The organism is Celeribacter halophilus, assembly GCF_018860305.1.
GTDB lineage: Bacteria > Pseudomonadota > Alphaproteobacteria > Rhodobacterales > Rhodobacteraceae > Celeribacter > Celeribacter halophilus_A.
Genome location: NZ_JAHKPE010000025.1, coordinates 1 through 21,103, shown reverse-complemented (window position 1 = coordinate 21,103; position 21,103 = coordinate 1). Strand labels below are relative to the sequence as shown.

Here is a 21,103-nt window from a genome sequence, read left to right as displayed (position 1 = left end):
ATGGCTGTTTCCACCTCGGATACCGGTGCTTTGAGCGCGACGTTGGCACAGGCTATGCCGGTGTCAAAGCTCGTACTCGGCAAGCCGGTTGAAGAGGTGGTGGCCTTGATCCCGAGAGTATTCAACTTGTGTCGAGGCGCGCAGGAGGCTGTAGTAAAACTTGCTTTTGGCTTGCCTCTCGATGCAGATGTGCGCCGGAGACTTGCACAGGATTTTGTCCGCGACCATCTCGTTCGTCTGGGTCTTCTTTTGCCGCGTCATCTCGGGCTTTCTACCTTGCCTGTGGCGCAAGGAATAGACGGCCTACTGCCGGCGCAGATGCCGGATACAGAGGAGGACTTTGCACTATATCTTCGGCAGAATGACGGTGCCGCGCCCATGTTGCGCGCATTGGATGCCGCGTTTCAATCAGGGGAGGCTGTGGCGGACCTGCCGTTGGCGGATGATGCGCGGATTGTTCAAACCGAAGCCTGTGAAAACTCCGTGGCGGCACGACACTGCACCCATCCGGTGATGCAGCATATTGCCGAGACGCGGGGGCGCGGGCCGTTGTGGCGGATCTTTGCACGGATGCTCGATCTAGTCGCATGTTCGCGTGGCGAAGTTCCGGCCCCGAAGCGGCTGGACAATGGCTGGGTTGTGGTGCCGGCTTCGCGGGGAGCCTATGCGATGCAGGCCTGTGTACGGGAGGGTATCGTGGCGCAATTCGAACGGATCACCCCGACAGATCATATGATGGCGGCAGGGGGAATTATGGCTCAATCCCTTGCAAGCCTACCTGCGCGAAGCCGCCATTTGGCGCCGCTTCTGGTTGACGTCTTGGACCCATGCTCTCCGGTGACATTGCAGGACGGCGCACATGTTGGAGGTGTCGCTAATGCATGAAATGTCATTATGTGAAGGCATCCGCTCTGTGATCGAAGACGCTGCGGTAAAAAACGGGTTTTCTTCGGTGAAATCTGTTCGGGTTGAAATCGGAAAATTCGCCGGTGTCGAAAAACCTGCGCTCGCCTTTGCATTTGATGTTGTGATGCGTGGTTCCGTTGCCGAAGGCGCGATGCTGGAGATGATCGATCTTCCGGGACGGGCCATGTGTTACGATTGTATGAAAGAGGTTGAGATCGAAAACCGGCTGGACCTTTGCCCGACTTGTGGCGGTGGCAAACTGATGCCCGTTGGGGGCGATGAAATGCGGATCAAGGATTTGGAGGTGCATTGATGTGTAATGTGTGCGGATGCGGAACAGCAAGTGTCGAAGGTCATGGCCATCATCACGACCACGGGGACGGGCATAGCCATGACCATTCCCACCACCATCATCATGACCACCATCACGGGGCCAATATGCATTTCGGTCAGGGTCCGGCAGGTGTTGAAGTGCCCGGCATGACGCAAGAGCGCTTGATCGAAATCGAGACCGATATCCTTGCCAAGAACGACCGCTACGCCGAGGCAAATCGCGCAGTGTTGAAAGATAAGGGGGCTTTCGCGATCAATCTTGTGTCTTCTCCCGGGTCAGGCAAAACCACATTGCTATGTAAGACAATCGAGATGCTTGGCGATCAGCCTCTCGCCGTGATTGAGGGCGATCAGCAGACCGAAAATGATGCCAAGCGCATCCGCTCTACTGGAGCCAAGGCCGTTCAGGTCAACACTGGCAAGGGCTGTCACCTCGACGGTCATATGGTGGGGCATGCGATGGAACATCTGACGCTGGATTCCAGTTCGATGCTGTTCATTGAAAATGTCGGAAACCTTGTGTGTCCGGCGGGGTTCGACCTCGGCGAAGATTGTAAGGTGGCTGTCATTTCGGTCACGGAAGGTGAGGACAAGCCGTTGAAATATCCGGACATGTTCACAGTGTCCGAGGTGGCGTTGCTCAACAAGATTGATTTGGCGCCGTATTGTGATGTTGATCTGGATCTCTATGAGGAAAACCTCCGGCGTGTGAACCCGGCGATTGAAATCCTGCGCATTTCCGCGCGCACGGGCGAAGGGATGGAAGACTGGGTGCAATGGCTTCGAGACCGGCTCGCGGCCAAACCGGCGGTCAGGGTCTGATCATGGCCAATTCTCTGCCTACAATTCTGTTGGTGGACGACGAGGAACACAGCCTCGCGGCCATGCGTATGGCGCTTGAAGACGAATTCGACATTCTGACCGCATTGAATGCGGGTGATGCACGAGAGCTGATGGAAGAGCATTTTGTGCAGGTGATTTTCTGTGATCACCGGATGCCGGGCACAACCGGCGTCGAATTCCTGACAGAGGTGCGCGAGCGCTGGCCTGAAACGGTGCGGATTATCATTACGGGGTATACAGAAACAGGGGATATGATTTCCGCGATAAATGATGCGGGAATTTACCAGTTCCTCACCAAGCCGTGGCACCCTGACCATTTGATGATGGTCGCGAAAAATGCCACGGACCTGTTCCGGCTGACCCGCGACTATGACCGCATGTCTCTGGAAATGCGATACCTTTCCCGTTCGGTTGAGGCAAAGCTTGAAGAACAGCGCAAAGCTCTGCGTGAGGGGATGGGGTTCGAGACCGTGCTGCGTGCGGCCAATTCTCCGCTCAACGCAGTCATCGAACAGGCACGCCAGTTTGCCACTTTTGACGTGCCTGTGATGATCACGGGTGAGACAGGCACGGGTAAACGGAATCTGGCGCGGGCGATGCACTACAGTTCGTTGCGATCGGACAAGCCCTATTTCGAATTCGACTGTGCCTCTGTCGATGATGATATTCTGGAAATCGAATTGTTTGGCGCCCGTCGCGGGGCTTTGTCAGGGATCACCAGCCACAAAACGGGTTTGTTCCAGAAAGCGGATCGGGGAACGCTCTATCTGTCAGGCGTATGTAGCCTGTCGGCCCGCCTCCAGCTTTTGTTGTTGCGGGCGGCGCGGGACGGGGCGTTCCGGCCTGTGGGCAGTCATGAAATGCGACATGCTCAGGTGCGGCTTTTGACCGGCACAGAGCGGGATTTGCGCATTGAGGTGGCCGAGGGCCGGTTCAATGCCGAACTCTACTTTGCATTGTCCAAAGCGGGGTTGACCGTGCCACCCTTGCGTGAACGTCAGGGAGATCTTCCTGTACTGGCGCAAACCTTTCTGTTCGAGATGGCAGAACAACATGGCAAGCCTGTCAGTGGTCTGTCCGATGATGCGCTGCAATTTCTGTCTGAATATGACTGGCCGGGCAATATGCGGGAACTCGAAAATGAAGTTCTTCGTATGTTGATCTTTTCACAGGATGCGCTGCTGGGCCCTGAATTGATTTCGCGTCACATCTTGCAGGCCATCCCGACCAAGGATGTCGAGCCGGAGACAGCCGTGGATCGTGTGTTGATCGGAACCGGAACGCTCAAGGATCGGGTGGAGCAGATCGAAATGCGTATTCTTCGGGAGACGCTCACAAGATTGAAATGGAATAAAAGTCGCGCGGCAGCGGAGCTGGGTCTTTCCCGCGTCGGATTGCGCGCCAAGATAGAGCGCTACGGGCTGGTTGAGCGAAAGCGCCATGACGATGCCACCACAAGCGAGGAGAAATAGCCATGTGTCTGGGAATTCCGGGGCAGATCGTAGAGATCACCGATGAGGCGCGAATGATGGCCTTGGCTGATGTCTCCGGCGTCAAACGCGAGGTGAATATCGCACCGGTTCTGACGGGAGCGATAGAGGCCCTGATCGGGAAGTGGGCTTTGATCCACGTCGGTTTTGCTATGGCTCTTATCGACGAGGAGGAAGCAGCGGCCACTCTTCAGGCGCTTCATGATCTGGGCGAAGCGCAGGAGGCTCTCGAAGCGATGGCCGAGGGGGAAAAGGCGCTGAAACAGGATGGTTCCGCTTCGGAGATGCAGGCATGAAATACGCAGAAGAGTTTCGCGATCCGAAGGCCGCCAAGGCGCTTTTGGCACGGATCAATACGCTGGCCGACGAGATCGGTGCGACGAAAGAAAAGCCGGTCTATATTATGGAAATCTGCGGTGGGCATACCCATGCAATTTTCCGTTACGGGTTGGACAAGCTCACGCCGGAAGGTGTGGAGTTCATCCACGGTCCGGGCTGTCCCGTCTGTGTTCTTCCGATGGCACGGGTTGATGAATGTGTGGAGATTGCGGAGAAGCCGGAGGTCATATTTACTACCTTCGGCGATGCCATGCGGGTGCCGGGGCAGAAGAAATCTCTTTTGCAGGCCAAAAGCGAGGGTGCCGATATCCGCATGGTCTATTCACCGCTTGATGCGCTGGAACTGGCCCGCCGCAACCCTGATCGCGAAGTGGTGTTTTTCGGGCTGGGGTTCGAGACAACGACGCCGTCTACAGCTCTGTCCATTCAGCAAGCCGCGCGTGAAAACCTCACGAATTTTTCTGTGTTTTGCAATCACATCACTGTCCCGCCGCCTATCAAGGCGCTTCTTGATGATCCGCATATGATGCTCGACGGGTTTGTCGGACCGGGACATGTGTCGATGGTCATTGGCACACATCCATATGATTTTATAGCTGATGAATACGGCAAGCCCATCGTGGTTGCGGGGTTCGAGCCTCTCGACTTGTTGCAATCTGTCCTGATGGTGCTTGAGCAACTGCGCGACGGGCGGGCCGAGGTTGAGAACCAATATGCCCGTGTGGTCCCTGAGCACGGCAACCCTGTATCCTTGGCGGCAATCGAAGATGTTTATGAGCTTCGGCCTTCCTTTGAATGGCGGGGCTTGGGGGAGATTGATCATTCGGGTCTGCGCATCCGTGACACATACCGCGCATTCGATGCCGAAGAAAAATTCGGGATCGGCTATGCGGCAGGGGTTCGCTCGGTGCAGGAACCGGAAGGCTGTGCATGTGGTGCGGTGATGACCGGCCAGTTGAAGCCGACAGGCTGTCCCCAATTCGGGAAGGGCTGTACACCGGAAATGCCATTGGGAGCATTGATGGTCAGCTCTGAGGGCGCTTGCGCGGCATACTATCAATATGGTGGCGCACGTGCGGCAGAGGCCGCTGAGTAGCCATTCACGCCAAGAAAAGAAAGAACAGACATGGCATTGAGGGATCAACATGTGACGTTGGCGCATGGCGGCGGCGGCAAGGCAATGCGCGATTTGATTGGTGAGGTCTTCACCTCTGTGTTCGAGCCGGAAAGCTCCGAAGATCAGGCGCGATTGATGAGTGATGCCGTGCGGGAGCCCGGTGCGCGGCTGGCCTTCACTACCGACAGCTTTGTGGTTGATCCTGTGGAGTTCCCTGGTGGAGACATCGGAAAAATTGCGGTTTGCGGAACCGTGAACGACCTCGCCGTTGGGGGCGCCACACCGCTGTGGCTTTCGGCGGCTTTTATTATTGAAGAAGGAACCGAGATTGCTCTTTTGCGCCGAATTGTGGCCTCGATGAAAGCAGAGGCGGATAAGACGGGCGTCAGGATTGTCACGGGCGACACCAAGGTGGTCGGTCGAGGGTCGGCGGACAAGGTTTTCATCACCACCTCCGGCATAGGCGTGATTCCGGCTGGCAGTGATCTGTGCGCGGCGCATGTCCGGCCCGGAGACGTTGCGATTGTCAATCATGTGCTCGGAGATCACGGGGCAGCCATTCTGGCAGCGCGTGGTGAAATGGCATTAAGCGCGGACATTCCGTCGGATTGTGCGGGCCTTGGGCATCTGATGGCCGCTGTGGCGCAGGCATGTCCATCATTGCGTTGTGCTCGCGATGCGACCCGTGGGGGGCTGGCCTCTGCGCTCAATGAAATCGCGGATGAAGCGGGGGTGGCCGTGGAGATTGCCGAAGAAACATTGCCAATCCGCGCAGAAGTCAAAGGTATGTGTGAGATTTTGGGGCTTGATCCGCTCTACTTGGCCAACGAAGGGACACTTGTCCTGTTTGTCGCGCCGGAAGACGTAGATGCGGCGCTTGCGGCAATGCGTTCCGTGCCTGAGGGGCAGGGAGCGGTTGTAATCGGTCGCGCACATGACGCCGGTGTTGGACCGCGAGTAACGATGCGCACGTTATTCGGGGGCGCGCGTATCGTTGATATGCTGGTCGGAGAACAACTCCCGCGTATTTGTTGAGTGAGCCGGGAAAGACGCGACCACCAAGCGCTCCCTGGAAACCTGAATGGTGTGTTTGTCGATGACGTATTTGCTGGTGGCAAAAAATTGCCTGCGGCAATTAGACCATTCTTAAGTATATTAAAATTGCATTGATATATGCCTAAGGTAGAATTCGTGAACTTAAGTATGTTTGTGAGGTGCAGAATAATGCAAAATTCTTCTACGGTCGGCTTGAACTATGTGCCAATGGCGCGCGTCATTCGCAACGGACGACAGATCCAGGTTGCTGAAAGTGACATCCTGCCAGGCGATACGCTTGTGACTTCTGACGGGTATGTCAGCGTGAGTACTGGCGGATATAGCCCTGTCTTGGGTGATCCCGAAATTTATGAGCCGGAAGCAACGGACGAAGGTCTGTTCGGTGTATCCCCGCTCGCGATTGGTGCAGGGCTGCTTGGCGCCGGTGCGATTGCGGCAAGCCTGTCAGACGATGACGATGACGACGATTCCGATGACGGGACGAATGGAGATACCGACGACGGGAGTGATGACGACGGTGATAACACCGATGGCGGAGGCACTCCTGATGACGGTTTTGATTTGGGAAGCGATGATCCCGGTGTGGTTGACTTCCTATTGGCTGACGGTGGCCTTCTCGGAGATGTCACAGGTAATGACGGTTTGCTTGGCGACATCACGGGCTCAGAAGGCCTTCTTGGCGATCTGATCGGTACAGGAGGTGTTCTTGGAATGTTGACCGGTGCGGAAGGACTGGTCGGAGAACTGACCGGTCTCACATTGCTCGGGGATGGCTCCGGTGATGATGCTATATTGGATCCCCTCATTGCAGACGACGGTGCTTTGGGCCTCGTGACCGGCAACTCGGGCCTTCTTGGTGCTGTGACCGGATCTGAAGGGCTGCTCGGAAGTCTGATCGCTGACGATGGTGTTTTGAGCATGGTCACGGGTAAAGACGGGCTGGTTGGTGCTCTGACTGGTCGCGGCACTTTGGGGAGCGACAGTTCCGCATCAGACGGGGAGGGTGGTCTGCTTGACGACCTGCTCGGCGATGGCGACGGTTTGCTTGGCAGCCTTCCGCTCGTTGGTGATCTGTTGGGTGGTGGCGAAGGGGACGATGGTCTCCTCGGCGGTATTCTCGGAGATGATGGCCTTGTTGGAGGTCTCCTTGGCGGCGAGAGTGGCGATCTGTTAGGTGATCTTCCGTTGGTTGGTGATCTGCTCGGCAGCGACGGTTTGTTAGGCGGGCTTCTTGGTGGAGATGACGCGGATGCGGTGGTCTGATCTCGGCTGATAAACCCAACGATAAAATCGAACGCGTCCCTCACACTGTGAGGGGCGCTTTTTTGTGGTGGATGTGAGTTTCGGAAACGGTGCAGACCGTGGTGCTCCTTCGTGAGGGCAATACGTTCGACGGTTTGTATCTCGATGATATGGCTTTTATTTGTGCGCCGAAAAAATGCACCGACATTCCGACTGTATTATTTAGAATGTATATAGATATAAAATGTATATATAAGATATATCTAAAAATACTAAAGCGTGTGGATTTAATGTGACAAACAACCATGCCGCGAATTTTTATTGATTTTTAGCTTGGCAAAAAGTCGCCTACTACATCCTAAGGTTGGCTAGATCTTTTGCGACATAGACATCATGCGGGGAAATTTCTCCAAAGTTGTGTGGTCGCCTTGGGTCCCCATGAAAAACATGCTTTAGGAGGCTACGCCAAATGAAATTCTTAAAACTTATGAACCGCTTCAACCGCGAAGAAGACGGTGCGACGGCGATCGAATACGGTCTTTTTGCTGCGCTGATTGCTGCAGTGATTGTGACGGCCGTGGCAGGCATTGGAGAGAAGGTAAATGCAGGCTTTGAGGCTGTTGAAGAAGCATTGCCAGCCGTTCCAACCACTTAACATGTTCCCCTCCCTCGGACTATTTGGCCGCACAGGTGCCGTTTTGACGGTTTCCGCTTTGGTCGCCGGATCCGTGATGTGGTTTGGTCTTCGTCAGGAAGATCAGGCTGCATCACAGCCCGCGCCCGTGCAGGCCGCAGTAAAAATTGCATCCGATCGGGTGCTGGTAGCGGCGGCTGGGTTGTCGGTTGGCGCGCCTATCTCCGATGATGGCATCGTCTCTGTCGAGATGCCTGAAACCCAGATTGCCGAGAGCTTTTTGCGCGACACCTCTGCAAATCGCGAGGCGCTGCTGCGACTGACTGCGGTGAGAATGGTGCCGGGCGGCACGCCTTTCGTGTCCTCTGACCTGATCGTGCCGGAGGTTCCCGACACACCAGCGCCAGTGCAGACATCCATGCTGCATTTGAGCGAAGGGATGCGGGCGATTTCCTTGCCGGTGACGGAGGCGACATCGGTGGCCGGTCTCGTGCGCAACGGGGACCGTGTCGATGTGATGCTCTCCTATAAAGCCGAAAACAATGCGCTCGCCATCCGCACGGTGCTGCGCAATGTGCGGATTATCGCCACGGACCAAGTCGCTGAACCGACTGACGGCAGTGAGCAGAAACCGCTCAAGGCATCGCCGAAGATTGTCACCTTCGAACTGCCACCAGATGGTGCCAAAGTCTTGGCGCTCGCCCAGAAAATGGGGGATCTGATGCTGGTTCTGAGCGACGGGACGGAGGGGGATGACCCGATTATCGCCAAGGATACGCCGATATTCGCATCCCAAGTCTCCGGTGGAGCAGAGCATTCCGAACCCGCAGCGCCAAGTCGGAGTGTCTCCGTGGTGCGTGGCACCCAGACACAGGTCAACGTGCTCACTGTGGCGGATGCCGATGTTGGCGCTTTGGAGGCCTTGATCGCCGCTGCGGCCGGTACGGGCGCTCATGTCACGCAAACGCCGACGCCTGAGAACTAATACACGACGCCTGCCCCTTTAGCCCATTGTCCCAAAAGGTTTGTCCCGAATGTTTCGCACCATATCCCTGTTTACGCTTTGGATGATTGTCGCGCTGCCTGCTGTGGCGCAAACCTTGATCGAGACGCGAAATCGCGACATTGATCTGTTCGCGGGGCAGGGGAAGCTGATCAAGCTCGATGAACCGGCGCAAACCGTGTTCCTTGCCAATCCCGATGTCGCGGATGTGGAGATCAAGTCACCGACGCTTCTGTATATTTATGGCAAGCGCATTGGCGAGACCACGTTGTTTGTCATTGATGATCAGGAAGAGGTCACTCTGAGCAGCGCAGTCGGCGTTTCGGTCAATATGGATGCCGTCAGCCGCGCCGCACATGCCACAGTGACGGGCGGGTCGTTCTCGGTCTCCGAAGTCGGGGGCGCGATTGTGCTAAGCGGTCGGGTGGGCACCATTGCCGATGCAGAGCGCATTGACTCTGTTGTGCGCCAACTGGCCGGCGAGACGGTCACAGTGGTGAACAGCCTCTCCTTGGAAACCCCGCCGCAAATCAACCTGCAAGTGCGCATCGCGGAAGTGTCGCGCAGTGTATCTGAAGATTTGGGCGTGAGCTGGACGTCGCTATCCGGCAGCCGGTCGCAAAGTGGCGATGGCTTGCTGACGGCTTTCTCCATCAGCGGAACAATCGAAGCGCTGAAAAGCAGAGGTTTGGTGACCATTCTCTCGGAACCAAACCTCACCGCCCGCTCCGGTGATAAGGCGAGCTTTCTCGCAGGTGGCCGCTTTCCATATCAAACCGTCGCGGAGGGAGATGATTCCAGCTCGGTGCAGTTTGAACCTTATGGGGTCGAGCTTGAGTTTTTGCCGGAAGTGCTGCGCGCCGACCAGATCAAGCTGAACGTACGCACGCAAATCCGTGAATTGGACTTTTCCAACGGCAGCACGTCGAACACACAGAACATTCCTTTGATCCTAGAGCGCAGCGCCAGCACGACCATCGAAGTGGGCAGCGGGCAGAGCTTTGCTATCGCGGGGCTTTTCAGCGCCACGACACAACAGGATGTGCAGGATGTGCCGGGTTTGGGGGAGATCCCGATCCTCGGAGCGCTGTTCCGCTCGACAAGCTACCAGTCGGGAGAAACCGAACTGGTTATCATCGTGACGCCCTATATCGTCGAGCCTGCCGCACCTGACAAATTCAAGACGCCGCTGGAGGGCTTTGCCCCTGCCAACAGCTTGGACCGGCAATTTCTGGGTTCCCTCTCGTCCGGAGAGCCGATCAGCAAAAACGGCCCTGTTTCGGTCAAAAATATCAACGGCAATGCGGGGTTCTTGCTGCAATGAATATGGGTAAAGCAAAATCTATTCTGGCAGGGTTCGCCGTTCTTCTGGTCGCAGGTTGTGAAGGCCCGGCCCCGGCCTCCGGCGTCACCGAACGCCTGTCCGCCCCTTATGTCGAGGCGCAGCATCAGTACCGGTTCGCCTCCGGCTCATCGATACTTTCCGCTGGGGAGCGTAGCCGTATTTCATCGTTTTTGAATGCGCTTGTGCTGGATACAGGCGATGTGCTCATCGTCACCATCCCGTCAACGGGCAAGCCGCAGATTGATGCAGAGCGGCAAGGCGTGATGCATTCGCTTCTGGCTAGGTATCCGGCCAAGACGCAGTATCTGCAAGATAACAATTTCGGCACGCGCCCGTCTCCCTATCGGCAGGTCGGGATTATTCGCGTCACGCGAGCGCAGGGGCTGAGTGTCAGTTGCCGGTCGGGAATTGATGATTTGGGCTGTGCCAATGCGACCAATCTTGCTGTGATGATCCATGAGCCGGGTGATGTGCTTGAGCCGGACACGACGGCAGCAATGGCCTATCGGGACGGGAGCGGTCAATGAATCAGGTGTTGCCACTTTCTCAAACAGCGCGTCGCGTCGAAGCCTTCGTTGCGACAGAAGCCGGTCGCGATGCGGTGGCCTATCTCATGCGGCAGGCTCCGGACGGAGATCAGGCGACCTATCACACCGGCACATTGGAAACCTTGTCGCGTTTGTCCGGCATGACGGAATTCGGCGATATTGTTCTTGCGGAACTCGGGTCCTCGCCTCTGGGCGACACGATGGAGCTTCTGCGGGACGTGGTTGCGGATGGCGTCGAGATCGTGCTTCTCGGATCTGAGATCGATGTGCCGACCTATCGGGCCTACCTTGCTGGTGGGGCCAAAGACTATCTCATCGTTCCGCATCAGGAAGGCGACCCTCTGCCGGATTTGTGGAGCGCTTCCACAGCTTTGACCGCCCCTCCCACACAGCGGGGAAAATCCGTTGCGGTTTGTGGTGTTTGTGGCGGGGTGGGGGCCAGTCTTCTGGCCACCAATCTGGCTGCGGCATTGGCCGCATCGGTCAAGGCGAAGGCTGAAAATCAAACAGGGGCCTCCCGTGTAGGGCTGTTGGATGCCGAATTGCATTTCGGCACCTTGGCTGTCGAACTGGATGTTGAAATGACGCCAGGCGTTTTTGATGCGCTGACAACTCCGGAGCGCGTGGATGCCACTTTCTTGCAAGCCACGATGCACGAGGTTCAGTCTGGTCTGTCGGTCTATTCCGCCGAGATTGAAGATCCGGCGCTTCTGCCCCGCTATGAAGCAGGTCTTGCAAGCCTGATGGGGGCTTTCAAGGATGTCTTTGCCTCCTCTGTGGTGGACCTGCCGCGACGGTTCGTCATGGACGATCATCCTGTGCTGGAGACAGTCGATGATCTTGTCCTTGTGCTTTCGCCGGGTTTTGGTGCCGTGCGCTCTGCGGGGCGTCTGCTCGACCGGCTGAACCGTAGCAATAGTCCGCAACCACGGGTTTGGCTGGCGCTGTCACATCTCCGTCGAGATGCCGGACTGAGTGCCAAAGAGATCGCCGATGCGCTCGACCCCCCGCTGTCCTTTGAATTGCCGCTGTGTGCGAATGATATTTCGCGAGCATCGGTCAAAGGGGAGCCGCTGCAAACACTTGCGCCGCGCAGCGCCTATGCCCGCCGCGTTCGTCAGTTTTCCGATGATTTGCAAAAGGGGTGGACTGCTGGCCCCTCAACCCCCGTTCAATCTGCGTCATGGTGGAAGAAAAAGGCATAAGCGATGAGCGAGAGTGTCATAATGGCCCGTCAGGATATGGACGCTGTTCGCGCGGTGATTGCGGAGCGATTGCAAACACTTGTGTCCGAAGGGCGCGAAGGTGGCGCTTATGCGGTCAGTCTGGCGATTGATTGGTATCAGGACACCACAGGCCATATTCTTCCGCGTGAGCGTCAACGCCAGTTGATGCAACAGCTTGTGCCACTTGCAGAGGCTTCTCCTGTCGACACGGACAGACAGAGACCGGAGGCCAAACCCCGCGCCAATTACCAGCCGGATTTTACCAAGCGTGTCATGCGGCTTGGAACACAGGTTGCGCCGGAGGTGATGGACCTGTTGGATTTGCGCACGCTTGCGGAACTCCCCTCCGAGGCACAGCGCATCGCAATTCGGGATGCCGTGCTTTCCGTCAGCCAGACACAGCGCATTGATCTCAACGGAATGGAGAGCGCCGAGCTGGTCGACTATGTGGTCGACGACATGCTCGGGCTCGGGCCGCTTGAGCGGCTGCTGGAGGACGACAGTATTTCCGAAATCATGGTGAATGGGCCGAACCAGATCTATGTCGAACGTCAGGGCCAGCTTGAATTGGCGGATATTTCCTTTCGTGACAACGACCATGTGCTGACGATCGCAACGCGGATCGTGTCCGCGGTCGGTCGCCGTGTCGATGAAACGACGCCTTTGGTGGATGCCCGTCTCGAAGATGGCAGCCGGATCAATGTGACGATCCCGCCTCTGGCCGTGGACGGGCCGACCATGACAATCCGGAAGTTTCCCAAAGATGATTTGCAACTTGCGGACCTGATCCAGCGCCAGTCGCTGACCAAGGAAATGGCGGAGTTTTTGCAAATCGCGACACAGTTGCGTCTGAACCTGCTGGTGTCCGGAGGCACAGGGTCGGGCAAGACGACGTTGCTCAACGCGATTTCCCGCGAGATTCCGACAAATGAACGGATTGTCACGCTCGAAGATGCCGCCGAACTCCGGTTGCAGCAGCCGCATGTGGTCCGCTTGGAAACCCGCGCTGCCAATATTGAAGGTAAGGGTGAAGTGCCCATGCGACGGCTGTTTCGCAATGCGCTGCGGATGCGACCGGACCGGATCATCATCGGGGAGGTGCGCGGCGAAGAAGCGTTTGATTTGTTGCAGGCCATGAACACAGGCCATGACGGGTCCATGAGCACCTTGCACGCCAACAATCCGCGCGAGGCGTTAACACGCATGGAAAACCTGATTGCCATGTCGGGTATTGTGCTGCCCTCAAGTTTTGTGCGCCAACAACTTAGGGACGCCATTCACCTGATCGTGCAAATCTCGCGCATGCGTGACGGGGTGCGACGGATCACCTCCATCTCGGAGGTCGTCGGCGGCGAGGATGATGTCATCAGCCTACAGGAACTCTTTCGCTTCGTTCCGGAAGCGGGTTTGCAGGGCGGCCCGTTGAAGGGTCAGTTTGTCCCGACCGGAATGCTGCCAAGTTTCGTGGACCGCGCGGCAGAGCAGGGGCTTGATGTCAAACTGCGGCAAGTTGTGAGGGTCTGATTATGGTCGGAACTGTGTCGGCCTTTATTATGATCTTTACGGCCTGCGTCGCCTTTGGTGCAGTCAGCCTGATCTTGTATGACCGCGCACGGCGAATCCGGCGCGCGCGGCTTGTCCGCTACTCGGCGGATCAGTCCAAAACCACGCCCGAACTGGTGCGTCAACGGGTCGCCGAAACAGCCCGCAATGCCACACACGCAGCTATGAAACAGAGGCGCGGCGGTGTGCGGGGGCTTCTCGAGCAGCGGGTCCGCGAGGCGGGTCTGTCCATGACACCCGCTTCGGTTCTGCTCTCTATGGGGATCACGGCTATCGGGATCGGGCTGGGCCTTACCTTTATGACATCTCTGGCCATGCCTTTGAGAGTTTTGGTCGCGATTGGTGGCGGCTGGATGATGGTCAATCTCTTTCTTGATCTGTTGAAAGGGCGACGGGTGCGCCAATTCACCGAAGCGCTCCCTGATTGCCTTGATGTGTTCGCCCGTAGTCTGAGAGCAGGTCAGCCGCTCGGCGAGTCCCTCGGGCTGGTGGCCAGCCACTCTTCGGGAATTGCGCGGGAGGAATTTCTGCGCTGTCGGGACGAGCATCGTGTCGGTCTGCCGTTGAACGAAGCACTCTCGGGTATGGCGGATCGGATCGCGACACCGGAGGCGCGGTTCATCGCTGTGGCGACCAGCCTTCAGGCCGAAACCGGCGGCAATCTGGTGGAGACGCTCGAAAACCTTGCAGAGCTTTTGCGCGACCGGCGCAAGCTGCGAAAGAAAGCCGCTGCTCTATCCGCCGAGACACGGGTCAGCGCGATGATCCTGTCAGGTCTGCCCTTTGGAATTGGCTTGATCCTCTTCATCCTCAATCCGGGTTATCTCAGCCCGTTGATCGAGGATCCGCGCGGCCATCTGATGACACTTGCCGGAGTTCTAAGCCTCTCTTTGGGCATCTACAGCATGTATAAACTCTCACGGATTGATGTTTGATATGGCGAAGATCGGTGTCATCCTCCTGATTGTTCTGGGCCTCAGCCTCCTACAGTTTTTGTTCATGGGGGTGATGGATCAGCGGGCGCGTCGGTCCCGTTTGGCGCGTAGCATCTCGCGCCAAGCCTCCGGCGGGAGACCATTTGCAGTTCAGCCTTCCGTAACTGCGCGTCTTGCACAGGGTATCACCCGTGTGGCGGCGTTGACGGCCGAACGGGTTTCCATCGTCAAAGGGGGCGAGGCAGAGGCGTCCGCAGCGCTGTTGAAAGCTGCCGGTATACGCAGTCGGGATGCTCATATTGTCTATGCGTTTCTGAAGCTGGTTCTGCCGGCTGCCGGCGGTCTTGTTGCCCTTCTGTGGCTGGTCCTCAATAGGGACGACACGGTGAGCCCGTTGAAAGTGATCACGGTTGTCGCCGCCACTGCATTGGCTCTGTCGCGCGCCCCTGATGCGATCCTGTCGCGGAGAAAGAAGAAACGTCTCGATAGTGTGCGGCGGGGCTTTCCGGACATGTTGGAATTGCTGGTGATCGCCAGCGAAGCCGGACTGGGCCCGATGCCGGCCCTCAAACGCGTGGCGCGGGAGGTCTATGCTACCTGTCCGGATCTGGCTGTGGAAATGCAGCAATTGGTCATCGAACTCGGGGTTTTGCCGGAGCGGGATCAGGCATGGCGTAATTTTGAAGAGCGCCTTCCCCTGCCGGAAATTTCGGTTTTTGCCAATGCCATGGTGCAATCGGCCCGCTACGGCACACCGTTTCGGGCGGCGCTGCGGTCTCTGATGCTGGACTCGCGCGCGCAGCGGTTGTTGCGGCTGGAGGAACAGGCAGGCCGTCTGCCTGCGCTTATGACTGTTCCACTCATTCTTTTTATCATGCCCGCGCTCTTCATCGTTCTGATCGGTCCGGCGGCATTGAGTATTCTGGATAACTTAATGATCGGGGGATCGTAATAATGTTCAACTGGCGTGCGTTTTGGCGCGAAGAGGACGGCGCAACAGCGGTGGAATTTGCACTCGTTCTGCCGTTGCTGCTTAGTATGCTCTTCGGGATTGTGGCCTTCGGTCAATATTTTGCCATCTCAAACAGTCTCCAGCAAATTGCGGCCGAAGCCGCACGCTATTCTGTGAGTGAACCGTATATGGCGGATCGCAAAGAACGGGCAGAAAACTTTCTTGCTTCTCCGGGGGAGCGTTTCTCTTTTCTCGACGCGGATCACATCACTAATACGGAGATTTGCGTTTTTCCGGAGGATCAAACCGATTGCGGCATAACGAATGAATTCGACGCCGTGCAGATCACTCTGACCTATGATCTCGACGGGACCGCTGTCGCCATTGCGGATAGTTTTCTTGGCATCGGAATCGAGGATATAACGCGAAGGAGCTATCTTGCGTATTAAGCAACTTCTCCAGCGTTATAATGCGGATGACTCCGGTGCGGTGGTGATCATCGTCGCGTTGTTCCTGACGGCGGCGGTGGGATTTATGGCCGTGGGCATTGACCTTGGCTCTCTGTATTTCCGGCAGAAGACCCTCCAGACACAGGCAGACATGGCCGCTGTCAGTGCGGTTCTGAACCTCTACGACGAAGCTGAAAATGAAGAAGACGAAGCACCGCGTGTTGCGGCGACGCAGACCGTGTCGGGCAACGCCCTGTCCGCGGCTGCGCTGACGGGGTTAAGCTACGGGCGCTATGATTACGACAGTGCAGTGCTTGCCGAGGACCGTTTCACAGAGGGCAGCCTGACAGACGCCGATGTCAATGCGGCGAAAGCCGAGCTTGCGGATTCCGCGCCCTTGTTTTTTGCGAAGAGCTTTCTCAAGGTGGACAGCACACCGCTTTCCGCCAGCGCCACAGCCGCGCGTTTCGATTTTGCATCCTTCAGTCTCGGATCGCGGCTTTTGTCGATCAATACGGGAGAAAGTGTGCTGGACGGGCTTTTGGGGGAGGCGCTGGGGACCAGCGTTGATCTGGATGTTCTGGATTACAAGGCCCTACTGGATACACAGATTGATCTTTTGACCTTCTCGGATGCTTTGGGGAACCGGATCGGAGCCACCGCGGGGGATTATGAAAATATCCTGACATCAGATATTGATCTTGCGGATATTGCGGGAGCCATTCTGGACACGGGGGCTGTGTTGGGCTCAACAAAGGTGTTGACGACAATTCTCAATACTACAGCCTCTACGGCGCTGAATGCTTCGGATTTGATCGGAATTGATGGCGACAATGTCGCTGTGCAGCTGGAGGACATCCTTGGAGAAGTCGAGGTCAATGCGCTGGATTTGTTGAAGGCCTCGCTGGATGTGGTGAATGAAAACCGCGTTATTGAGGTGGACGGGATAGACTTGGACCTTCCGAATGTGTTGAGCACAGATCTCCAACTTGTCGTCGGTGAGCGGGAGGCACATTCCGGCTGGATCATGATCGGCGCACGCGGCGCAACTCTCCACACGGCGCAGGTGCGGTTGAAGCTGGATTTGGAATTGTCGCCAACTTTGTTGAGCGGGCTTGGCGCAGGGGTGTCTGTCCTCGCGATACGTGTGCCTCTGTATGCCGAGGTTGCAAGTGCGACGGCCACGCTCACTGAGCTCAATTGCGGGGCGGATGACCCCAGCGATACAATAGCGACATTTGATACAGGGTTTGATCCGTTCGAAGGGGTGACCGGAACACATTTGGTGGAATTGTTCATTGGCGAGTTCGATGCGCCAACATTTGAGGATACGACTACACCTCTTGATCATAATGATCTGGAACCTGCCGACTTCGTTGATCTGAGCTTGTCTGTTCTATTTTTACGGCTTAATCTCTTTACCTTGCAGTTAAAGTCACATGCTGCAGCAGGGGTATCGCAACAGCCAACAGTTGAGTTTCTCGTTTCCGAAATTGGCGGAGACCCGAAAACAATTGAATCTGGAGAAATTCTGAATTCAACTTTAAGGTCATTGCTAGATCCTGACGTCCTTGAGATAAGTATTGATAGTGAGAACCTGTCGTTGGTCACTGGGTTACTATCGTCTCTAGTGAATGGAATCCTCGACATTCTCCCGGGCAAGCTTCTTGGAGCACTTCTTACCCCACTCGATGCCGTTCTTGACGGCCTTTTCAACACCCTTGGCATCGGGATTGGGCAAGGTGACCTGACATTGGATGGTGTCAGTTGCGGAAAGGTTGTACTTGTTCAATGACGCTGCATCACCCCTCTTCCCGCCACGCTCTTTTTCGCTCAACCTGACCGGAGTATCGCTTTGCGCATTTCCTATATGACGACCCGTCTTCTCGCCCCTGTTTTGTTCGCGCTCAGCCTGTCCGCGTGTTCCTTGAGCATGCCCGCCGGAACGGGTGGCAGCACCTCGGGAGGGTCGGAAACCCTGCGGCTGGCGCAGGCCACGTCCGAGACGGGGGACAATGAAACCGCCGCCCGTCTGTTTGAAAAAGTACTCGTGACAGACCCGAACTCTGTGCCGGCGCTTTTGGGGGCGGGCAACAGCTACGCCGGTATGGGGCAGAACAGTCGGGCCGAAGCGGTTCTGTTGCGGGCCCATGATCTTGCGCCAAATGATACCGAGGTTCTCACAACGCTGGGGCGGGTCTACCTTGCCCGGCATCAGTCCGAGAAAGCGGTGGAGACCTATGATAAAGCCCTGCGCATTGACCGGCGCAACGTGTCGGCTCTGACGGGGAAGGGGGTCGCACTGGATACATTGTCACGCCATAAACAGGCGCAAGGCGTTTACGAGGACGGCCTGACCTACTATCCGACTAACTTCATTCTGCGCAGCAATTACGCCCTGTCTCTGGCAATTTCGGGCGATATCCTGCGGGGAACGGCGATTTTGCAGGAACTGGTCAAGGATCCGGCGGCGGCGCCCTATGTGCGGGGCAACCTTGCACTGGTATACGGGCTGGACGGGCGCGACAATGATGCCCGCGCAACCTTGGCGCATGATATGACACCGCAAGAGGTGGAGGAAAATATCCGGACCTATCAGGCTTTGCGCCGGATGAATCGGGAGGGTAAACCTATCGGATCGCTTGTTTTCGTTTGATGCGGATAGTGATCCGACAAAACAGAAGATACATCCTTAAGTTGACCTAAAGTACAACTTTTAGTTGTTTTATTCCCATCCTTATGTATGGATTTCCTCGCGCGACCATAAAGCATGGTTATGCGAGGAAACTTCCAAATACAGGAGAGGGAAATGACCCTTGAAAATCTGACGTTTGTTAAAGACCAACTGGCCGCTATTCCCGGCACACTCCAGACGACTCTTGGTTCCGTTACACCCGCAGTCGGGACACTGCTCTCAGGTGACGTGGTCAGTGATACGTTGTCGGGTGTGACCGGCGCGCTGGATCTTGACTTGCTTGATGCGTCTGTCCTCACCGATACCGTCGGAACCGTGACAGGCTCTCTCGGGCTCGTCGATGGTTTGACAGGGACAGCCGGTCTCGACCTCCTCGACGCATCGCTCGTTGACGATGTGGTGTCTTTGGCCACAGACACGCTTGATGCAGACCTTCTCGGTGGTGTGCTGGACACGGTCACGGACAGTCTGGACACTTCGGTTGTTGATGGCCTTCTCGACACTGTAACTGGTGGCCTTGATACGTCGGTCGTTGATGGCCTGCTTGATACTGTGACTGGTGGTCTCGACACATCGATCGTTGACGGTTTGCTTGACACCGTGACGGGCGGTCTCGATACGTCGCTTGTCAGCAATGTGCTGGGAACCGTTACAGATACGCTTGATCTGGGTTTGACCGACACTCTGACCGACGGGCTGAACCTCGATATTCTCGATGGGCTGCTCGGAGACCCGACCGATCTGCTTGATCTGTCTCTCGTGGACGGTGTGCTTGATACCGTTGAAGGCCTTCTGGGCGATGTGGATACCGGTCTCGTTGGCGGCATTCTCGGAACGGTCACCGACGTAGTGGACACCGTTCTTGATACTGTTGGCGGCTTGACTGACGGTCTGCTCGGCGGACTTGATGACTTGAGCGGTCTGGGCGAGGAACTCGCTGTCTAAGACGCAGATTACCAAAAATTTCCAGCCACCGCGCCATTCGCGCGGTGGTTTTGTTTTTGAGCTTCCTATTCAACCTGTCTTTGGCATTTTGTCCTCAGACGCCCTCCTTGATGCCCAAAGCAAGATGCACAAACGGCCACAGAGACGAATGCATCCATGGCTTGTGTCATGTGTTTCGGGGGTGGAGATTGAGGCGGATCATGCTGGGTGAGTGGTTGGGGGGGGGTGACACAATCCGCCTCTGGGGGGTGTCATGGAAACGCAACACCCCAAAGTGGAGAAGCAATGCAGGTTTACTCCTCCTACGCTTCCCTGTGGGGCAGGAAAGCGATCTCTTTTGGGAAGGGCGGGGTAAACCGCCTTTCCGAGGCAGTCGGGCACTATGTTGCGCCCGACTGCGGAATTTTCCGGTTAGGCCACGTCGTCCGATAGCCCACCTGTCAAGTCGCTGACGATGTCCATGACGGGGTCCAGGAGGTCGAGACCAAGGGTGGAACCGCTGTCGGATGTATCGCTTTCGGATTCTGTTGGTTCGCCCAGCAGACCTGTGCCGGTCAGCTCCCCGACAAGCCCTTCCGATCCTGTAACTGTTCCGAGGGCTCCATCATTGAGCACAAGATCTCCGAGAAGCCCTTCGGATCCGGTGATGTCACCCAAGAGGGTCTCGCCATTGCCAGTCAGGTCGCCAAGGAGCCCTTCTGTTGCAATGATCGGGTCTAGAAGTCCCTGTCCATCGTCAAGCAGCCCCTCCGTCACGCCACCAAGAAGATCGTCGAGCGGGCTCTCGTCGCTATTCCCGTCTGAAGCATCACCTGTTTCACCGAGCAATCCTGTGCCGGTCAGTTCACCAACCAGACCTTCATGTCCACTGACCGCTCCAAGCACACCGTCAGTGAGGAGAAGATCGCCGAGAAGTCCCCCAGACCCTGTAATGTCTCCGAGCAAACCTTCATTTCCGGTGACCGGGCCAAGCAGGCCGTCATCGCCGATCAAGCCATCCAGAATGCCATCCTCACCGTCCTCTCCGACGCCGTCCCCAAGAAGCGGTTGCCCCAAGAGTTCGTTGCCCAGATCACTGAGGGGACTGGAGGAACCTATGAGATCGCCAAGCAAACCTTCAGAGCCGGTGATGTCGCCAAGCGCCGCCCCGTCAGCAGTGACAAACCCGAGCAAACCACCTTCGCCGATAAGTGGGTCAAGGAAGCCTTGATCGGGGTCTGCTTCTGGTTCGGCTTGGGTCACTTCAATTTTAACGGTTGCAGTACTTTCGCCGCCTTGTCCGTCTGTGACGGTGTAAGTGAAGCTGTCTGTTCCTACAAAGCCATCATTGGCTGTGTAAGACAGCGTTCCGTCATCATTTTCCGTGACAGTCCCGTTGTTTGGCTGGGTATACTGGTCGATTGTCAGATCGTCACCATCCGCATCTGCATCATTTTCCATGACATTAACAGTTACGGCGCCGCCGCTTTCAACTGTACCGCT

At 56.6% G+C, this 21,103-nt stretch carries 21 protein-coding genes; 20 read left to right on the top strand and 1 reads right to left on the bottom strand.

Translation table 11 applies throughout. The features are described from left to right. The 20 genes from KO492_RS09315 to KO492_RS09220 all read left to right on the top strand — a co-directional run bounded on the left by KO492_RS09315 (position 1) and on the right by KO492_RS09220 (position 19,621). Positions 1 to 885, top strand: a complete 885-nt coding sequence (locus tag KO492_RS09315; RefSeq protein WP_216044707.1) for a hydrogenase expression/formation protein HupK — start codon at positions 1 to 3, stop codon at positions 883 to 885. Continuing rightward, positions 878 to 1,219, top strand: coding sequence for a hydrogenase maturation nickel metallochaperone HypA (gene hypA, locus KO492_RS09310; protein ID WP_066602091.1), 342 nt, complete (start codon positions 878 to 880; stop codon positions 1,217 to 1,219). Before KO492_RS09315 ends, hypA begins: the two co-directional genes overlap by 8 nt. Further along, positions 1,219 to 2,061, top strand: a complete 843-nt coding sequence (gene hypB, locus KO492_RS09305; protein ID WP_216044706.1) for a hydrogenase nickel incorporation protein HypB — start codon at positions 1,219 to 1,221, stop codon at positions 2,059 to 2,061. The genes hypA and hypB overlap by 1 nt, the downstream gene beginning before the upstream one ends. Continuing rightward, the gene (locus tag KO492_RS09300; protein ID WP_216044705.1) at positions 2,016 to 3,554 is read left to right on the top strand and encodes a sigma-54-dependent transcriptional regulator; all 1,539 of its coding nucleotides are present in this window, start codon (positions 2,016 to 2,018) and stop codon (positions 3,552 to 3,554) included. The genes hypB and KO492_RS09300 overlap by 46 nt, the downstream gene beginning before the upstream one ends. 2 nt (positions 3,555 to 3,556) lie before the next feature. Next, on the top strand, positions 3,557 to 3,868 hold the full coding sequence (hypC, locus tag KO492_RS09295) for a HypC/HybG/HupF family hydrogenase formation chaperone (RefSeq protein ID WP_216044704.1): 312 nt from the start codon (positions 3,557 to 3,559) through the stop codon (positions 3,866 to 3,868). After that, positions 3,865 to 5,007 (top strand): hydrogenase formation protein HypD, encoded by a 1,143-nt coding sequence (gene hypD / locus KO492_RS09290; protein ID WP_216044703.1) that lies wholly within the window; start codon positions 3,865 to 3,867, stop codon positions 5,005 to 5,007. The genes hypC and hypD overlap by 4 nt, the downstream gene beginning before the upstream one ends. 30 nt (positions 5,008 to 5,037) lie before the next feature. Continuing rightward, positions 5,038 to 6,063, top strand: coding sequence for a hydrogenase expression/formation protein HypE (hypE, locus tag KO492_RS09285; protein WP_216044702.1), 1,026 nt, complete (start codon positions 5,038 to 5,040; stop codon positions 6,061 to 6,063). Between the two features lie 189 nt (positions 6,064 to 6,252). Continuing rightward, positions 6,253 to 7,347, top strand: a complete 1,095-nt coding sequence (locus KO492_RS18675; protein WP_252735469.1) for an adhesin — start codon at positions 6,253 to 6,255, stop codon at positions 7,345 to 7,347. Positions 7,348 to 7,795: 448 nt separating this feature from the next. Beyond that, positions 7,796 to 7,981 (top strand): Flp family type IVb pilin, encoded by a 186-nt coding sequence (locus KO492_RS09275; RefSeq protein ID WP_216044701.1) that lies wholly within the window; start codon positions 7,796 to 7,798, stop codon positions 7,979 to 7,981. Then, positions 7,929 to 8,945 (top strand): Flp pilus assembly protein CpaB, encoded by a 1,017-nt coding sequence (gene cpaB / locus KO492_RS09270; RefSeq protein WP_354668237.1) that lies wholly within the window; start codon positions 7,929 to 7,931, stop codon positions 8,943 to 8,945. Before KO492_RS09275 ends, cpaB begins: the two co-directional genes overlap by 53 nt. 49 nt (positions 8,946 to 8,994) lie before the next feature. Next, entirely contained in the window at positions 8,995 to 10,287 is a 1,293-nt protein-coding gene (locus KO492_RS09265) for a type II and III secretion system protein family protein (protein WP_216044699.1), read from the top strand. A 2-nt stretch (positions 10,288 to 10,289) separates the two neighbouring features. Continuing rightward, positions 10,290 to 10,835 (top strand): CpaD family pilus assembly protein, encoded by a 546-nt coding sequence (locus tag KO492_RS09260; RefSeq protein ID WP_252735468.1) that lies wholly within the window; start codon positions 10,290 to 10,292, stop codon positions 10,833 to 10,835. After that, positions 10,832 to 12,061: an AAA family ATPase gene (locus KO492_RS09255; RefSeq protein ID WP_216044697.1), complete on the top strand. Its 1,230-nt coding sequence runs from the start codon at positions 10,832 to 10,834 to the stop codon at positions 12,059 to 12,061. Before KO492_RS09260 ends, KO492_RS09255 begins: the two co-directional genes overlap by 4 nt. Before the next feature lie 3 nt (positions 12,062 to 12,064). Continuing rightward, positions 12,065 to 13,606, top strand: coding sequence for a CpaF family protein (locus tag KO492_RS09250; protein WP_216044696.1), 1,542 nt, complete (start codon positions 12,065 to 12,067; stop codon positions 13,604 to 13,606). A 2-nt stretch (positions 13,607 to 13,608) separates the two neighbouring features. Beyond that, on the top strand, positions 13,609 to 14,580 hold the full coding sequence (locus tag KO492_RS09245) for a type II secretion system F family protein (RefSeq protein WP_216044695.1): 972 nt from the start codon (positions 13,609 to 13,611) through the stop codon (positions 14,578 to 14,580). A gap of 1 nt (position 14,581) precedes the next feature. After that, positions 14,582 to 15,532, top strand: a complete 951-nt coding sequence (locus KO492_RS09240; protein ID WP_216044694.1) for a type II secretion system F family protein — start codon at positions 14,582 to 14,584, stop codon at positions 15,530 to 15,532. A 2-nt stretch (positions 15,533 to 15,534) separates the two neighbouring features. Then, positions 15,535 to 15,981 (top strand): TadE/TadG family type IV pilus assembly protein, encoded by a 447-nt coding sequence (locus KO492_RS09235; protein ID WP_216044693.1) that lies wholly within the window; start codon positions 15,535 to 15,537, stop codon positions 15,979 to 15,981. Then, complete coding sequence (locus KO492_RS09230; RefSeq protein ID WP_216044692.1) at positions 15,971 to 17,776, top strand: TadG family pilus assembly protein; 1,806 nt, start codon at positions 15,971 to 15,973, stop codon at positions 17,774 to 17,776. Before KO492_RS09235 ends, KO492_RS09230 begins: the two co-directional genes overlap by 11 nt. A 75-nt stretch (positions 17,777 to 17,851) precedes the next feature. Further along, entirely contained in the window at positions 17,852 to 18,637 is a 786-nt protein-coding gene (locus KO492_RS09225; RefSeq protein WP_216044691.1) for a tetratricopeptide repeat protein, read from the top strand. A 153-nt stretch (positions 18,638 to 18,790) separates the two neighbouring features. After that, positions 18,791 to 19,621 carry a hypothetical protein gene (locus KO492_RS09220; protein ID WP_216044690.1) on the top strand — a complete coding sequence of 277 codons (831 nt, stop codon included), beginning with the start codon at positions 18,791 to 18,793 and terminating at the stop codon, positions 19,619 to 19,621. Between the two features lie 411 nt (positions 19,622 to 20,032). On the opposite strand, the gene KO492_RS09215 is transcribed toward KO492_RS09220, so the two are convergent. Then, positions 20,033 to 21,103 (bottom strand): cadherin-like domain-containing protein (locus KO492_RS09215; protein WP_216044689.1); only part of this gene is annotated, 1,071 nt, incomplete at its 5' end.

What these genes read in the sequence shown, in the direction of transcription:
- KO492_RS09250 (WP_216044696.1), top strand. Translation starts at nt 12,065, where the DNA reads ATGAGCGAGAGTGTCATAATGGCCCGTCAGGATATGGACGCTGTTCGC.
- KO492_RS09225 (WP_216044691.1), top strand. Translation starts at nt 17,852, where the DNA reads ATGACGACCCGTCTTCTCGCCCCTGTTTTGTTCGCGCTCAGCCTGTCC.
- hypC (WP_216044704.1), top strand. Translation starts at nt 3,557, where the DNA reads ATGTGTCTGGGAATTCCGGGGCAGATCGTAGAGATCACCGATGAGGCG.
- KO492_RS09265 (WP_216044699.1), top strand. Translation starts at nt 8,995, where the DNA reads ATGTTTCGCACCATATCCCTGTTTACGCTTTGGATGATTGTCGCGCTG.
- hypB (WP_216044706.1), top strand. Translation starts at nt 1,219, where the DNA reads ATGTGTAATGTGTGCGGATGCGGAACAGCAAGTGTCGAAGGTCATGGC.
- KO492_RS09220 (WP_216044690.1), top strand. Translation starts at nt 18,791, where the DNA reads ATGACCCTTGAAAATCTGACGTTTGTTAAAGACCAACTGGCCGCTATT.
- cpaB (WP_354668237.1), top strand. Translation starts at nt 7,929, where the DNA reads ATGCAGGCTTTGAGGCTGTTGAAGAAGCATTGCCAGCCGTTCCAACCA.
- KO492_RS09315 (WP_216044707.1), top strand. Translation starts at nt 1, where the DNA reads ATGGCTGTTTCCACCTCGGATACCGGTGCTTTGAGCGCGACGTTGGCA.
- KO492_RS09240 (WP_216044694.1), top strand. Translation starts at nt 14,582, where the DNA reads ATGGCGAAGATCGGTGTCATCCTCCTGATTGTTCTGGGCCTCAGCCTC.
- KO492_RS09255 (WP_216044697.1), top strand. Translation starts at nt 10,832, where the DNA reads ATGAATCAGGTGTTGCCACTTTCTCAAACAGCGCGTCGCGTCGAAGCC.
- hypA (WP_066602091.1), top strand. Translation starts at nt 878, where the DNA reads ATGCATGAAATGTCATTATGTGAAGGCATCCGCTCTGTGATCGAAGAC.
- KO492_RS09235 (WP_216044693.1), top strand. Translation starts at nt 15,535, where the DNA reads ATGTTCAACTGGCGTGCGTTTTGGCGCGAAGAGGACGGCGCAACAGCG.
- hypD (WP_216044703.1), top strand. Translation starts at nt 3,865, where the DNA reads ATGAAATACGCAGAAGAGTTTCGCGATCCGAAGGCCGCCAAGGCGCTT.
- KO492_RS09260 (WP_252735468.1), top strand. Translation starts at nt 10,290, where the DNA reads ATGGGTAAAGCAAAATCTATTCTGGCAGGGTTCGCCGTTCTTCTGGTC.
- hypE (WP_216044702.1), top strand. Translation starts at nt 5,038, where the DNA reads ATGGCATTGAGGGATCAACATGTGACGTTGGCGCATGGCGGCGGCGGC.
- KO492_RS09300 (WP_216044705.1), top strand. Translation starts at nt 2,016, where the DNA reads ATGGCTTCGAGACCGGCTCGCGGCCAAACCGGCGGTCAGGGTCTGATC.
- KO492_RS09275 (WP_216044701.1), top strand. Translation starts at nt 7,796, where the DNA reads ATGAAATTCTTAAAACTTATGAACCGCTTCAACCGCGAAGAAGACGGT.
- KO492_RS09245 (WP_216044695.1), top strand. Translation starts at nt 13,609, where the DNA reads ATGGTCGGAACTGTGTCGGCCTTTATTATGATCTTTACGGCCTGCGTC.
- KO492_RS18675 (WP_252735469.1), top strand. Translation starts at nt 6,253, where the DNA reads ATGCAAAATTCTTCTACGGTCGGCTTGAACTATGTGCCAATGGCGCGC.